The following is a 14,188-nucleotide window of genomic DNA, read 5'->3' on the forward strand; positions in this document are numbered from 1 at the left end:
CATGACGGCGCGCAGGCGCAGCGGCGCAGCGAGGGCATTGGCCCTGGCCGCGCTGCTACACGGCGCGTTCGCTTCGTCTGCCGCTGAACCGTTCGTCGTGGCCGGCGACGGCATCGCGTCACCGCTGCCCGGCGCAACGGCCGGCGATGCGGTGCGCGGCCGTGCCATCGTCGCCAATCGCCAGGTCGGCCTTTGCCTGCTGTGCCACACTGGCCCCGTCGCGGAAGAGCGCTTTCAAGGCAACCTCGCACCGGATCTGCAAGGCGCCGGCCGGCGCTGGACCGCCGCCCAGCTGCGCCTGCGCATCGTGGACGCCAGCCACTTCAATCCATCGACCATCATGCCCTCCTACTACAAGACCGAAGGCCTGAACCGCGTAGCCGTCGGCTACCAGAACAAAACCATCCTCACCGCGCAGCAGATCGAAGACGTCATCGCCTGGCTGCAAACGCTGAAGGACACCGCACCATGAAACGCCGCGACCTGCTCGGCCTGACGTTGCTGGCGCTGGTGCGTCCGGCCTCCGCCACGCCGACGGAAATGGCGGCCGCCATCAACACCTTCACCGGCGGCGCCAAACCGCAGGAAGGCAAAGTCACTTTCGACGTCGCGCAGCTGATCGACAACGGCAACGCTGTTCCCGTCACCATCACCGTCGACAGCCCGATGAGTGCTGCAGACCATGTCCGCGCCATCGCCATCTTCACCGAGCGCAATCCGCAAACCGATGTGGCGATCTTCACGCTGGGACCGCGCGCCGGCAAGGCGGAAGTCTCCACCCGCATCCGCCTCGCCACCTCGCAGCGGTTGATGGCCGTGGCGCGCATGAGCGACGGCAGCTACTGGTCGCACGGCGTGGATGTCATCGTCGCACTGGCGGCGTGCGTGGAAGGCGAGGCGCCCTGATGGCCCGCGCACTGATCCACATGCCGGCCACGGCGAAAAGCGGTGAGATCATCGAGATCCGCGCGCTGATCGGCCACCCGATGGAAACCGGCTATCGCGTCGGCGCCGATGGCAAGCTGCTGGCGCGCGAGATCATCCGTAAGTTCGTTTGCCGCTACAACGGTGAGCAGGTCTTCGGCGCCGAGCTGCATCAGGCCATATCGGCCAATCCCTACATCGCCTTCTTCACGGTCGCCACGGAGAGCGGCACGCTGGAATTCACCTGGGAGGGCGACAACGGCTTTGCGCACAGCGAGAAGATGAATCTCACGGTGAGCGCGTAATGAAGCTGGCGCTGACTTTCGTCATGGTTGCCGCCTCCGCGCTGGCCGCCGACGACCGCCGCTCCGGTGCGGAATTCATGAGCGCTGCCACGCAAGCCATGCAGCGCGACGATGCGCAGAATCCGGCCATGCTGTGGATCGCGGGTGGTGAGGCGCAGTGGAATAAGTCCTGCGTGGCATGCCATGGTGACGCGCGCAGCAGCATGCGCGGCGTGGCTGCGCGCTTTCCAGCGTTCGATGCAGGCAGCGGCAAGGTGGTGAATCTGAGCCAGCGTATCAACCTCTGCGTCGAGCGGAAGCTGCACGCTACGCCGTTGCGTTTGGAAAGCGAAGAGCTGCTTGGGCTGGAGGCTTATGTGGCGATGCAGTCGCGCGGCATGCCGGTGACGCCGCCGCAGGATGCGGAAACCCGTGCTGCGGCCGCACGCGGGCAACAGCTGTACAAGCAGCGCATCGGCCAGCTGAACCTGTCCTGCGCGCAGTGTCACGACCAGCAATGGGGCAAGCGCCTGGCCGGTAGCACGATTCCGCAGGCGCATGCGAGTGCTTACCCGATCTACCGACTGGAATGGCAGGCGATGGGATCGTTGCAGCGCCGCCTGCGCAATTGCATGAGCGGCGTTCGCACCGAAGTACCCCGCTTCGGCGCGCAGGAGCTGACGGAACTGGAAGCATGGCTCGCGGTACGCGACAAAGGAATGCAAATAGAATCGCCAGGGGTGAGGCCCTAGCAGGCCGCCAACCCGCACTGCGGCAAAAAAGGGGCTGACCCCGTACGGGGTCAGACCCTGGTATCCGGGCTGCGGGTCCACGTCTCAATCATAGTTAGGAGGTGAACATGTTCAGGCTGATGCTAATAGTTACCCTAATCGCCGCGCCGGGTTTGGCGCGGGCCGAACCAACCATCGGCGCGCGCCTGGCCGCCACCTGCGCCGCCTGCCACGGCACCGCCGGCAACACCCAAGGCAGCACGCTGCCTCGCCTGGCCGGCCAGTCGCAGCAAGCGCTATCAGCCACCCTGCACGCCTTCAAAACCGGCCAACGCGAATCCACCATCATGACCCAGATCGCCAAAGGCTACACCGACGAACAGATCGAACTGCTGGCCGCCTACTTCGCCGCACAAAAATCCGGAGGCCGTCCATGAAGCGCCGCCAATTCATCCAGGCCGCCGGCGCCAGTGCGCTGCTCGCCGGCTGCGCCACCATCACCGGCCAGGCCAAACCGCAAGTGGTGGTCATCGGCGGCGGCTACGGCGGCGCCACTGCCGCCCGCTACATCCGCATGTGGAGTGACAACAGCATCGCCGTCACGCTGATCGAACCCAACGCCAGCTTCATCTCCTGCCCACTCTCCAACCTGGTGCTGGGCGGTTCGCGCCAGATCGGCGACCTGACCATGTCCATCAACGCGCTCGCCGACAAGCACGGCGTGCGCATCGTGCGCGACACCGTCACCAGCATCAACGCCGACAAACGCACGCTGGCGCTGGCCGGCGGCCAGACACTGAGCTACGACCGCCTGATCGTCTCGCCCGGCGTCGACTTCATGTGGGACCAACTGCCCGGCATGCTCAAACCAGGCGCGCAGGACGCCATCCTCCACGCCTGGAAAGCCGGCGCCCAAACCGTCGCCCTGCGCGCGCAGCTGGAAGCGATGCCGGATGGCGGCGTCTACGCCATGACCATCCCGGCCGCACCGTACCGCTGCCCGCCCGGTCCCTACGAACGCGCATCGCAGGTGGCTTTCTACTTCAGCCGCCACAAGCCCAAGTCCAAGGTGCTGATCCTGGACGCCAATGACGACGTGGTCTCCAAAGGTCCGCTGTTCAAGAAGGTATGGCGCGAGCGCTACGCCGGCATCATCGACTACCGTCCCTCATTCCGCACCGCCGACGTGGACGCCGCCGCCCGCACCGCCATCTCCGAACTGGGCGACAAGGTGCAGGCCGATGTGCTGAACGTGATCCCGCCGCAGCGCGCCGGCAGCATCGCCGTGCAGAGCGGCCTGGCCAACGCCAACGCGCGCTGGTGCGGCGTCGACTTCCTCACCTTCGAGTCGACGCAGGAGAAGAACATTCACGTGCTGGGCGACGCCATCGCCGTGGCGCCGCTGATGCCCAAGTCCGCGCACATGGCCAACCAGCACGCCAAGGTGTGCGCGGCAGCCGTGGTGGACCTGCTCAGCGGCCGTGCGCCGGACGCGCATCCCATGCTGACCAACACCTGCTACAGCTTTGTCTCCGACCATGACGTGATCCACGTCGCCTCGGTCCACGCGTATGACGCGGCGAAGAAGACGCTGCTGGTGGTGTCCGGTTCCGGCGGCGTATCGTCCGGCCCCAGCGCGCTGGAAGGCGAGTACGCGATGAACTGGGCCCACAACATCTGGGCCGATACGCTGGGCGCCTGACCTACCAGCCGCCGCCCGCCGCGCGGAAGGTGGCGACGGCGGCGCGGGCGTTGTCCGCATTTACGCGGGCCATCTGGTCGCGCGAGGCGAGCAGCTGGCGTTGCTCCTCCAGCACTTCGTACAGGCTGACCGCGCCGCCCTTGTAGGCCAGTTCGGAGGCGTCGCGGGCGCGGATGTGGGCGTCGACTTCGTTGGACAGTTCGGCATGCTGCGCTTCCAGTTGCGTGAGGGTGATGACGGCGTTTTCTACATCTTCCGCCGCGCGCAGCACGGCTTTGCGGTAGGCGGCCAGCGCTTCGGCGTTGGCGCCCCTGGCGCGGGCGACGTCGGCATCGATGCGGCCGAAGTCGAACAGCCGCCAGCGCAGACCGGCCGCCACCTGCGGCTGCAGCGAGGCGGCGCTCAGCAGACCGTTGGCGCCCAGGCTGCTGAGGCCCAGCAGGGCGGATAGCGTCACCTTCGGATAGTACTCGGCCATGGCCGCGCTGATCTGCGCGTTGGAGGCGGCCAGGCGGCGCTCGGCCGCAATCACGTCCGGCCGCCGGCGCAGCAGGTCCGCCGGCCCTTGCGACAGCTCGATGGCCGGTACGCGCGTCTCCGGTGCCACCGTGGCGCCCGGCCGCCCCTCGATCGGCGTCGCCGCATCGGCAGCCACCGACGCGCCAGCGGCCGTCGTCGCCAGCTCCGCCGCATAGGTGCCTGGCGCCGCGCCCATCAGCACATCCAGCCGATTCAGCTGCACTTCCAGCTCGATGCGCAGCGGCGGCACGGTGGCGCGGGCCTGCGCCACCAGCGCCTCGGCCTGCGCCGATTCGCGGCTGGACGCCAGACCATCGGCCAGGCGCAAACGCACCAGCTCCAGCAAGCGCCCGTTGTTGGCAATCTGCTCCTGCGCCAGGGCGATGCGCCGCTGCGCGCCGCGCACACGGAAGTAGGCGTCGGCCGCTTCCGCCGTCACCGATACCCGCACGCCCAGCCGATCCGCCTCGGCGGCCTGCGCCTCGGCGCTGGCCGCCTGCGCGCCATTCCGCAGACCGCCCGCCACATCCAGCTCCCAACTGGCGCCCAGGCCCGCATCGTAAATCGACTGCTCGCGGTTATAGCCAGGGAAGCTGCTGGCGATCTTGCCGATCGGGCTGTTCACCGACTGCCGCTGGTGCGCCACGCTGGCCGATGCGCCGCCTTCCGGCAGCAACCGCGCATCCGCCATGCGCGCCGCCGCCCGCGCCTGATCCACGCGCGCCATTGCCGCCGCCAGGTCCAGGTTCTGCGCCAGCACCCGCGTCACGATGCGCTGCAGGGCGGGATCGTCAAAGCCGTCCCACCACGCATCCAGTGCCGGCGCCGGCAGCGTCGCCTGGCGTTCGGCCAGCGTGCCCGCCGAGTGATAGGCCGCCGCCAGCGGCGCATCCGGCCGCTGATACGCCGGCCCGGTCGCGCATCCCGCCAGCGCGGTCAGGGCCAGCAGGCCGGCGCTTGCCAGCCGAATTGTCTTGTCCATTTTGCACTCCCTAAAAAAGTCTGTTGCAAGTTGATACTAACAAGTATATGCTTGTTTTCATGATGACTGCAATCAATAAATTTCGGAAGGACGAAAACCATGCTTAAGACGAATCTGAGCGCCATGCCATGCCCGATCGCGCGCAGTCTGGACCGGGTGGGCGAGTGGTGGAGCATCATGATCCTGCGCGAATGCTTCTACGGCGAGACGCGCTTCGACGGCTTCAAGAAAAGCCTGGGCATCGCGCCCAATATGCTGACCCGCCGCCTGAACGACATGGTGGAATCCGGCCTGCTGGAACGCCGCCAGTATTCCGACAAGCCGCCGCGCGACGAATACGTGCTGACCGAGGTCGGCCGCGATTTCCGTCCGGTGATGCTGGCCATGCTCGCCTGGGGCAACAAGCACTTCGCGCCGGAGGGCAAGGCCATCATCCTGCGCGACAGCGTGACCGGTGAGGAAGCCGATCCGGTGCTGACGGACGCCAATACCGGCCTGCCCATCGACCTCGCGCGCCACTTCACCGCCGCCGGCCCTGCCGCCACCGAATCCACCCACCTGCGCATGCAGCGCGCAGCAGAACGGCGCGCCGCCGCCAAGGGAGAATGAACATGACCACGACTCCCAACCGCAAGCGCCTGATCACGCGCGCAGTCATCGCCGCTGTCGCCGTCGGCGCCGTGGGCTTCGGCTACCACTGGTGGAGCACCGGCCGCTTCATTGAAGACACCGACGACGCCTACATCGGCGGCAACGTGACGGTGATCGCGCCCAAGGTGGCCGGCTACATCGCCAAGCTGGAAGTGAGCGACAACCAGCTGGTGCACGCCGGCGACGTGATCGCCCGTCTGGACGACCGCGACTACCGCGCCGCGCTGGCCAAGGCGGAAGGCGCGGTGGCCGCCGCCCAGGCCACGCTGGCCAACCTGGACGCCACGCGCCAGCTGCAGGACGCGGTGATCGGCCAGGCCCGCGCCGGCGTCAACGCCAGCAGCGCCGAGACGGCACGCGCCCGCGACGACCAGACGCGCTACCAGAACCTGTCCGCCAAGGCGGCCGTGTCGCTGCAAAGCTCGCAGAAGGCGGACGCGGAATACAAGCAGGCCCTGGCCGGCGACCAGAAAGCGCAGGCGCAACTGACCGCCGCCCAGCGCGAGCTGGACGTGATCGGCACCCGCAAGCAGCAGGCGCAGGCTGCGCTGGAGCAGGCGATGGCGGAACGCGACCTGGCGCGCCTGAATGTGGACTACACGGTGCTGCGCGCGCCGATCGACGGCGTGATCGGCAACCGCCGCGCGCGCGTAGGCGCTTATGCGACGGTCGGCAACCAGCTGCTGTCCATCGTGCCGGCGCGCGGCCTGTGGGTGGACGCCAACTTCAAGGAAGGCCAGCTGGCGCGCTTCCAGCCCGGCCAGCGCGCCACCATCGTGGCCGATGTAATGCCGGGTCATGTCTTCCACGGCACGGTGGCCAGCCTGGCGCCGGCCACCGGCGCGCAATTCAGCGTGCTGCCGCCGGAGAACGCCACCGGCAACTTCACCAAGATCGTCCAGCGCGTGCCGGTGCGGATCGTGCTCGATGAACGCGACGGCGCGCTGGGCACGCTGCGTCCCGGCCTGTCGGTCAACGCCGAGATCGACGTGCGCAGCGCGGGCGGACAGCCATGAGCAGCGGTGCGCCCGCCGCCAGCGGCGCGGCGCCGGTGTCCGCAGCGCCGGCTGCGGCCGCGCCCTGGACACCGCCGCAGCTTACCATGCAGCAGAAGGTGCTGGCCTTCGCCACCATGTGCGTCGGCATGTTCATCGCACTGCTGGACATCCAGATCGTTTCCGCCTCGCTGCGCGACATCGGCGGCGGCCTGTCAGCCGGCGCCGATGAAACGGTGTGGATACAGACCAGCTACCTGATTGCCGAGATCATCGTCATTCCGATGTCCGGCTGGCTGTCGCGCGTATTTTCCACGCGCTGGCTGTTTGCCGGCTCGGCGGCCGGCTTCACCATCGCCAGCATGTTGTGCGGCATGGCGTGGGACATCAACAGCATGATCGCCTTCCGCGCGCTGCAGGGTTTCATCGGCGGCTCGATGATCCCCATGGTGTTCACCACCGCGTTCTACTTCTTCGCAGGGAAGCAGCGCGTGATCGCCGCCGCCACCGTCGGCGCGCTGGCCTCGCTGGCGCCGACGCTCGGCCCCACGGTGGGCGGCTGGATCACCGACCATTTCAGCTGGCACTGGCTGTTTTTCATCAACCTGGTGCCGGGCGTGTTTGTCGCCGTGGTGGTGCCGATACTGGTGAAGATCGACCGGCCCAACCTGAACCTGATCCGCGACGCCGACTACTTCGGCATCGTGCTGATGTCGCTGTTCCTCGGCTGCCTGGAATACACGCTGGAAGAAGGCCCGCGCCTGGACTGGTTCGGCGACCACGTGATTCTGACCACGGCCTGGATCTCCGGCCTGGCCGGCATTGGATTCATCTGGCGCAGCCTGACGTATGCGCACCCGATCGTCGACCTGCGCGCGCTGAAGGACCGCAACTTCGCGCTGGGCTGCTTCTTCTCCTTCGTCACCGGCATCGGCATCTTCGCCACCATTTACCTGACGCCGCTGTTCCTGGGCCGCGTGCGCGGCTTCAGCGCGCTGGAGATCGGCCTGGCGGTGTTTTCCACCGGCGTGTTCCAGATCATGTCGATCCCGCTGTATTCGTGGCTGGCCAACCGCGTCGACCTGCGCTGGCTGATGATGGTGGGACTGGCGATGTTCGCCGTCTCGATGTGGAACTTCGCGCCGATCACGCACGACTGGGGCGCGGACCAGCTGATGCTGCCGCAAGCCCTGCGCGGCATGGGCCAGCAGTTCGCCGTGGCGCCCACCGTCACGCTGACCTTGGGTGGGCTGGCGCCGGAGCGCTTGAAGCTGGCCTCCGGCCTGTTCAACCTGATGCGCAACCTGGGCGGCGCCATCGGCATCGCCGCCTGCGCCACGCTGATCAACGACCGCACCAACCTGCACTTCCAGCGGCTGGCCGAGCACCTCAACGCCGGTAACGAGGCGATGGGGCAGATGCTGTCCGGCGCCGGCAGCAGCCTGCTGGCGTGGGGCGTGGACGCCGGCAGCGCGCAGGCCGGCGCGCTGCGCCAGCTATGGACGCTGGCCATGCGCGAAGCGCAGACGCAAACCTTCGGCGACGTGTTCCTGTGTGTGATGGCGTGCTTCGTGATCGCCTTCGCGATGGTGCCGCTGATGCGCAAGGTGGCGCCGCCGAAAGCGCCGTCCGCCGACGCCCACTAAGCGTTAGCGGTAGCGCGCCAGGATCTGATCGATACTGCCATCCTTGATGAGCGTATCGATCGCCCGGCTGACTTCATCGAACGGGATGGCGGATTTCTGCGAGAACGCGCACTGCGCCTTGTAGGCCGAGAACACCAGGTCGCCGCGTACTTTCATGCCGGGATGGAGGCGGTGCTGGTAGTTCAGCGTGGCCTCGCTGATCATCGTGTATGGCACCTTGCCCGCCACCATCTGCTGGATATTGGCGTCCATGCTGGGCGCGTCCGCGCGCTTGAAGCGCATGCCCAGCACCAGCTCGACGCGCTGGTAGCGGTAGCCCAGCACCGTGCCGACCTGCTTGTCGCGCAAGTCCTTGAGGGAGCGCAGGTGCGGCGCATCGCTGCGGGCGGCGATCATCTCGGCATCCGGGAACAGCGGCGGGCTCCAGTTGTAGTCGCCGTCGATCCAGAACGGCAGCACATAGCACATGGCGTCCGCGCGTCCGCTGGTCAGCTCCGGCGTGACTTCCGGGACGTCCGCGCTCAGGTAGACCGGCCGGCGGCCCAGCCGCTGCGCCAGCACGTCGCCGAAATCCTTGACGATGCCACCGGCGATGGCGCCGTTCTGGAAGCGCGCGATCGGCATGGCCTGGTCCACGGGCGCCAGCATCACCAGCTCGCCGGGGCCGGCCAGCGCGGCGGCGCACAGCAGCCAGAGAGGCAAAACAAGAAGGCGGGATCGTGAGGGCATGGCTTTATTATAGCCGCTGTATGTTGGACCCCGCACATGCAGGCCCGTGCGCCTGTGGCACGCTATAACTCCTCGATCACAAGCAAGGAGTATCGTCATGACCAGGGAATTGCAAGACAAACGCATTGCAGTGCTGATGACCGACGGCGTGGAACAGGTGGAGTACACCGGCCCGCGCGCGTTCCTGGAACAGCAGGGCGCCAAGGTAACGTTGATTTCGACCAAGCAAAAGGGCGAGCAGGTGCAGGGCTTCAACCACGCCGATCCGGCCGACAAATTCACCGTCGAGCTGAACGTGCGCGACGCCCGTCCGGGCGAATTCGACGCGCTGGTGCTGCCGGGCGGGGTGTCCAATCCCGACGCGCTGCGCCTGCATACCGAAGCGATCACCTTCATCCGCGAATTCGGCCGCGAGAACAAGCCGATTGCCGCCATCTGCCACGGCCCGTGGACGCTGATCGACGCCGACCTGGTCAAGGGCAAGCAGATGACCAGCTGGCCGTCTCTGCAGCTGGACCTGCAAAACGCCGGCGCCCAGTGGCGCGACGCCGAAGTGGTGGCCGACGGCAAACTCATCACCAGCCGCAAGCCGGCCGACATTCCGGCCTTCAACCAGGCGCTGAAGCAGGCACTGGCAGCGTAACTATTTCTGCGCGGCAAACGGGCGCTCGGCCGCGCAGGACCATCGTAGACTAGGATGAACATCGAGCTCATGCGTCTACAACACAGGAGATCATCATGAAGCATACCCTCGCAGCCGTATTTGAAACCCGCGCCGAAGCCAACCTGGCCCGGGACGAACTGGTGCACAACGGCTTTGACCGCGACAGCATCCAGATCCACGACTCCGGCAGCGTGGCCGGCACCGCGCGCATCGACGACGACGAGTCCATCCTCGGCAGCGTCAAGAAAATGTTCAGCGACATGCTGGGCCGCGACCACGCCGACCAGCACGTGTACGCCGAAGCGCTGAACCGCGGCCATACCGTGCTGGCGCTGGACACCGCGACGCTGGAAGAATCCGAACGCGCCGCCGACATCATCGAAGACTTCGACCCGATCGACATCGACGAGAGCGAAACCATGTGGCGCGCCAGCGGCTGGGGCGCGGACGTGCTGCGCAGCGGCGTCGGCATACAGCAGACCAGCATCGGCTCGCAGCAGGCAGCGCCCGAGCAGCACGGCATCCGCCCGCGCGAGGACGCGGTGGTGTTTGCGCGCTCCGAACAGGTGGTGCTGGCGCCGGGCTCGATGCAGCGCGGCTCCGTGGCCAGCGGCACGGTGACGCCGGCCGCCGAAGCGGTGGCCGACATCCAGAATACCGTGCAGCGCAGCGGCATGCGCATCTACCCGCGCGAGGCCGGCATCAACCAGGACAGCATGAACATCCTGACCGGTAACGACGACGCCGAAGACGACCATTTCCGCTCGCACTGGGAAAAGACCTACACCGGCGGCACCTACCAGGAATTCGATCCGGCCTACCGCTACGGCGAATCGATGGCCGGCAATCCCGGCTACAAGGACAAGCCGTGGGACGAAGCGGAACCGCACCTGCGCTCGCAATGGGAAACGGAGCATCCGCAGTCGGCCTGGGACAAGTTCAAGTTGGCGGTGAAAGAGGGATGGGACCGCGTGACGAAGTAAGATTGTTCAAGGTCAAAAACTGAAGTATTCATCGTGACATCATCGGGGACTTGCGCAGCCTGTTTGGCTGTACGCTTCCCGATGGATGCCGACGATGGAAAAACTGCTGCCCTACTATGAACGCGAGTTAAGCATGCTGCGGCGCGCTGGCGCCGAGTTTGCGGGACGCTATCCCAAGCTGGCGGGCAGTCTTCAAATTCGCGGCGAAACCTGCGCCGATCCCCACGTCGAACGATTGATCCAGGCCTCCGCGTTCCTCAATGCGCGCGTGGCCAAGCTGCTCGACGACGGCTACTCCCACTTTACCGAAGCGCTGCTTGGCATGTTGTACCCGCACTATCTGCGGCCGATTCCTGCGTGCTCGATCGCGCGCATCGACTACAGCGGTGCCAGGGTTAATGAAATCAACAGCGTGAGCGTGCTGCCGCGTGGCGCGGCCATGAAGGCGCTGGGGCAGGGCGCGGTGGCTTGTCGTTTTCGTACCGTCTATGATGCTACCGTGGCGCCGGTGCTGATCAGCGCCGCGTGGTTCGAGCCGTACATCCAGACGCCGACGTCGCTATCGCTGCCGCCGGACGCCGGCTCCGCCATCTGCTTCACGATCGAAAGCACCGCCGCCGGCCGTTCGCTGGCCGCGCTGGGACTCTCCACGCTGCGCGTTTTCATCGACGGCGAAACATCGCTGCGCGCCACGCTGCGGGACGCGCTGTTCATGCGCACCGCCTGCGCATGCATCGAAGCGGACGAGCAGTGGCAGATGCTGGACCGCATACCGCTCGCGCCGGTGGGCTTCGCGGACGACGAGGCATTGCTGCCCGCCGCGCTCTCCGAACACGCCGCATACCGCCTGCTCAGTGAATACTTCGCCTTCCCGGAAAAATTCGACTTCTTCGATATCGACATGACCGTGCTCGGTGTATCGGAAAGCTGCAGCCGCCTGACCCTGCGCCTGGCGCTCTCCGACGTGCGACCCGACACGCCCACCGCTCGCATCCTGCGTGCGCTGACGGCCGAGAATACGCTGCTGGGCTGCACGCCCATCGTCAACCTGTTCCCACATCCCGCCACACCGATTCGCATCACCCACACGCACAGCAGCTACCCGCTGATGCCGGACGAGATAGCAGGCAGCGCCTGCGAAATCTACAGCATCGACAGTGTGCAGCTGTCGCGCAAATCACCGGAAGGCAGCGAGGTGACCGAATTCTTCCCCTACTACTCGCTGCGCCACAGCGACGCCAGCGACAGGAAAGGCCGCTACTGGCTGGCGCAGCGCGATGAACTGATGACAGCCGGCCTTGAATACTCGCTGTCGCTGGTGGACCGCGACTTCTCGCCACTGCGCATGAACAGCGGCACCGCATCGATACGCCTGACCTGCACCAACCGTAACCTGCCGCACGGCTTGCAGTACGGCCGTGCGACGGGCGACCTGAGTACCGAAAGCGCCATCGGCAGCTTCCCGATCCGCATGCTGCGTCGTCCGACGCTATCGCACCGCCTGTCGTCGGATGGCGGGCGGCAGTGGGGACTGATTGCACACCTGGCGCTGAACCACCGCTCGCTGACACAGGAGGGCTTGCCTGCGCTGACCGCCATGCTGTGCCTCTACGCCCAGCAGGATAGCACCGTATCGCAGCGCATGATCGACGGCGTCACCGCACTGTCGCATCGCCCCGCAACGGCGTGGCTGCGGCAGGCGCAAGGCAACGCCTACCTGCGCGGCATCGAAGTACAGGTGTCGCTCGACGAGGAAGCCTACGCCGGCACCGGAGTCCACGCGTTTGCCCAGATCCTCGATCACCTGTTTGGCCTGCACGTGCACCTGAACAGCTTCACACGACTGATCGTGCTGTCCCACGTCACCGGAAAGGAGTTGCTGCGATGCGCACCTCGCAACGGCGCTTTGACGCTGGCGTAATCAGCCACCTGCTGACAGAACCGCAGCGCTTTGAATTCTTTCAGGCGGTGCGGCTGATCGAGCGCTGGCGGCCGGGCAGCATCCGCTTCCGCAACCGGCTGGCGATGGGATTCCCGCCGAATCAGCTGGAGAACATCAGCAGCGACGACACGAGTGTACGCGTGACGCCGGCGTTCATGGGCATGCTGGGCAGCCAGGGCGTGCTGCCGCTGCATTATTCGGAACGCATCAACCGGCATGAGCGTGAGCGCAACGATGGCGGCCCGCGCGCCTTCCTGGATGTAGTGTCACATCGGCCGCTGGCCTTGTTCCATCAAGCCTGGGCCCATTACCGGCCAGACGAAAATGAAGCGTTTTTAAACGCACTGACTGCGCTCGCCGGCGTGCATCCCGAACACGACACCATCGAACGCGAAACGCTGGGCTTCTACGCCATGCAGATCCGCAGCCTCGCAGTACCGGCGCCAATGATGGCCGGCGTCTACACCGAATACTTCGGCGTACCGTTCGCGGTGGAGCAACTGGTCGGCGAATGGCAACCGCTTCCCGCCGAAGACCAGGCCAGCCTGGGACAAGCCAACGTCTCGCTCGACGGCTGCGTCATGCTGGGAGCACGCACCTACCGCTGCGACGCCCGCGCACGACTACGCATCGGTCCCATGGACAAGGACGCATACGAATGCTTCCTGCCAGACCGCAGCGGCGCGCGCAGTCTGGCATCCATGCTCGGCCTGCACTGCGGCGTTGGCATGACCTACGAAGTGCACCTGATCCTGCACGCAGCCGACACGCGCGGCGCCAGCCTCGATGCCGGCAGCCGCTTGGGCGTGAACACAAGGCTGCTGACCGCACCGACCACGCAGGACAGCGACGAGTTGATGTATCTGCTGCATAGCTAACGGGAGAGATTGTGGAAAGCGACAACGACTTCTTCAGCTTCATGGGCCTGGCCAAGGAACTGGTCACCAGCAACCGCCCCTTGCGGCTGCGCCTCGACCTGCCGGGCGGGATCAACGACGACATGCTGCTGCCGCAGCGCGTGTTCGGCGCCGAGACGCTGTGCGGCGGTATCGAATACCGCGTGCTGTGCGTCTCCTCCAACGTGCATCTGCCGCTGAAGGAAATGATCGCCGTGCCGGCGGCGCTGCAATTCGTCACCGACCGTGGCGGCTTGCGCAGCGTGTGCGGCATTGTCACCGAGGCCGCCTCCGGCGACAGCGACGGCGGCCTGGCCAGCTACCAGCTGGTGCTGCGCGACGCACTGGCGATCCTGGAAAAACGCACCAACACCCGCGTTTTCCGCAACATGAACGAAGTGGAAATCGTCCAGTGTTGATTTGCACCGAAAACTGACCCACTTAGCCGCATAATTTGCATCGAAAATTGACCCACGTTTAGCACACAATCCTACTTATCTGAATGAGTAGGGGATCGGAGTGATTGACGTGGCATTACTA

General features: G+C 66.1%; 16 protein-coding genes. 14 read left to right on the top strand and 2 right to left on the bottom strand.

The window, feature by feature from the left end:
• The first annotated feature begins 1 nt into the window (after nucleotide 1).
• The 6 genes from soxX (at nucleotide 2) to GJ698_RS10675 (ending at nucleotide 3,641) form a co-directional block, all read left to right on the top strand.
• Nucleotides 2-472 (top strand): sulfur oxidation c-type cytochrome SoxX, encoded by a 471-nt coding sequence (soxX, locus tag GJ698_RS10650; RefSeq protein ID WP_154357586.1) that lies wholly within the window; start codon nucleotides 2-4, stop codon nucleotides 470-472.
• Nucleotides 469-906: a SoxY-related AACIE arm protein gene (locus tag GJ698_RS10655; RefSeq protein WP_154357587.1), complete on the top strand. Its 438-nt coding sequence runs from the start codon at nucleotides 469-471 to the stop codon at nucleotides 904-906. The genes soxX and GJ698_RS10655 overlap by 4 nt, the downstream gene beginning before the upstream one ends.
• Complete coding sequence (gene soxZ / locus GJ698_RS10660; protein ID WP_154357588.1) at nucleotides 906-1,229, top strand: thiosulfate oxidation carrier complex protein SoxZ; 324 nt, start codon at nucleotides 906-908, stop codon at nucleotides 1,227-1,229. The genes GJ698_RS10655 and soxZ overlap by 1 nt, the downstream gene beginning before the upstream one ends.
• Entirely contained in the window at nucleotides 1,229-1,960 is a 732-nt protein-coding gene (gene soxA, locus GJ698_RS10665) for a sulfur oxidation c-type cytochrome SoxA (protein ID WP_154357589.1), read from the top strand. Before soxZ ends, soxA begins: the two co-directional genes overlap by 1 nt.
• Before the next feature lie 119 nt (nucleotides 1,961-2,079).
• Nucleotides 2,080-2,376, top strand: coding sequence for a c-type cytochrome (locus tag GJ698_RS10670; protein WP_229259923.1), 297 nt, complete (start codon nucleotides 2,080-2,082; stop codon nucleotides 2,374-2,376).
• Nucleotides 2,373-3,641 carry an NAD(P)/FAD-dependent oxidoreductase gene (locus tag GJ698_RS10675; protein ID WP_154357591.1) on the top strand — a complete coding sequence of 423 codons (1,269 nt, stop codon included), beginning with the start codon at nucleotides 2,373-2,375 and terminating at the stop codon, nucleotides 3,639-3,641. The genes GJ698_RS10670 and GJ698_RS10675 overlap by 4 nt, the downstream gene beginning before the upstream one ends.
• Before the next feature lies 1 nt (nucleotide 3,642).
• Here the strand turns inward: GJ698_RS10675 and GJ698_RS10680 are convergent, their stop codons facing one another.
• Nucleotides 3,643-5,142 carry an efflux transporter outer membrane subunit gene (locus GJ698_RS10680; protein WP_154357592.1) on the bottom strand — a complete coding sequence of 500 codons (1,500 nt, stop codon included), beginning with the start codon at nucleotides 5,140-5,142 and terminating at the stop codon, nucleotides 3,643-3,645.
• Nucleotides 5,143-5,241: 99 nt separating this feature from the next.
• Between GJ698_RS10680 and GJ698_RS10685 the strand changes: the two genes are divergently transcribed.
• Genes GJ698_RS10685 through GJ698_RS10695 form a run of 3 tightly spaced genes read left to right on the top strand, consistent with a single transcriptional unit; the run spans nucleotide 5,242 to nucleotide 8,434 of the window.
• The gene (locus GJ698_RS10685; RefSeq protein ID WP_154357593.1) at nucleotides 5,242-5,751 is read left to right on the top strand and encodes a winged helix-turn-helix transcriptional regulator; all 510 of its coding nucleotides are present in this window, start codon (nucleotides 5,242-5,244) and stop codon (nucleotides 5,749-5,751) included.
• Nucleotides 5,748-6,809, top strand: a complete 1,062-nt coding sequence (locus GJ698_RS10690) for an HlyD family secretion protein (protein ID WP_154357594.1) — start codon at nucleotides 5,748-5,750, stop codon at nucleotides 6,807-6,809. The genes GJ698_RS10685 and GJ698_RS10690 overlap by 4 nt, the downstream gene beginning before the upstream one ends.
• Nucleotides 6,806-8,434 (top strand): DHA2 family efflux MFS transporter permease subunit, encoded by a 1,629-nt coding sequence (locus GJ698_RS10695; RefSeq protein ID WP_208023803.1) that lies wholly within the window; start codon nucleotides 6,806-6,808, stop codon nucleotides 8,432-8,434. Before GJ698_RS10690 ends, GJ698_RS10695 begins: the two co-directional genes overlap by 4 nt.
• 3 nt (nucleotides 8,435-8,437) lie before the next feature.
• Here GJ698_RS10695 and GJ698_RS10700 read toward each other — a convergent pair whose 3' ends face one another.
• On the bottom strand, nucleotides 8,438-9,136 hold the full coding sequence (locus GJ698_RS10700) for a substrate-binding periplasmic protein (RefSeq protein WP_229259925.1): 699 nt from the start codon (nucleotides 9,134-9,136) through the stop codon (nucleotides 8,438-8,440).
• Nucleotides 9,137-9,260: 124 nt separating this feature from the next.
• Here GJ698_RS10700 and GJ698_RS10705 point away from each other — a divergent pair, with 124 nt between their 5' ends.
• The 5 genes from GJ698_RS10705 (at nucleotide 9,261) to GJ698_RS10725 (ending at nucleotide 14,067) form a co-directional block, all read left to right on the top strand.
• Complete coding sequence (locus tag GJ698_RS10705; RefSeq protein ID WP_154357596.1) at nucleotides 9,261-9,806, top strand: type 1 glutamine amidotransferase domain-containing protein; 546 nt, start codon at nucleotides 9,261-9,263, stop codon at nucleotides 9,804-9,806.
• Between the two features lie 95 nt (nucleotides 9,807-9,901).
• On the top strand, nucleotides 9,902-10,810 hold the full coding sequence (locus GJ698_RS10710) for a hypothetical protein (protein WP_154357597.1): 909 nt from the start codon (nucleotides 9,902-9,904) through the stop codon (nucleotides 10,808-10,810).
• Nucleotides 10,811-10,904: 94 nt separating this feature from the next.
• Nucleotides 10,905-12,731, top strand: coding sequence for a type VI secretion system baseplate subunit TssF (tssF, locus tag GJ698_RS10715; protein ID WP_154357598.1), 1,827 nt, complete (start codon nucleotides 10,905-10,907; stop codon nucleotides 12,729-12,731).
• On the top strand, nucleotides 12,695-13,630 hold the full coding sequence (gene tssG, locus GJ698_RS10720) for a type VI secretion system baseplate subunit TssG (RefSeq protein ID WP_154357599.1): 936 nt from the start codon (nucleotides 12,695-12,697) through the stop codon (nucleotides 13,628-13,630). Before tssF ends, tssG begins: the two co-directional genes overlap by 37 nt.
• Nucleotides 13,631-13,641: 11 nt before the next feature.
• Entirely contained in the window at nucleotides 13,642-14,067 is a 426-nt protein-coding gene (locus GJ698_RS10725) for a contractile injection system protein, VgrG/Pvc8 family (RefSeq protein ID WP_371865233.1), read from the top strand.
• The last annotated feature ends 121 nt before the right edge of the window (nucleotides 14,068-14,188 follow it).

Source organism: Duganella aquatilis (genome assembly GCF_009674565.1).
GTDB classification, from domain to species: domain Bacteria; phylum Pseudomonadota; class Gammaproteobacteria; order Burkholderiales; family Burkholderiaceae_D; genus Rugamonas; species Rugamonas aquatilis.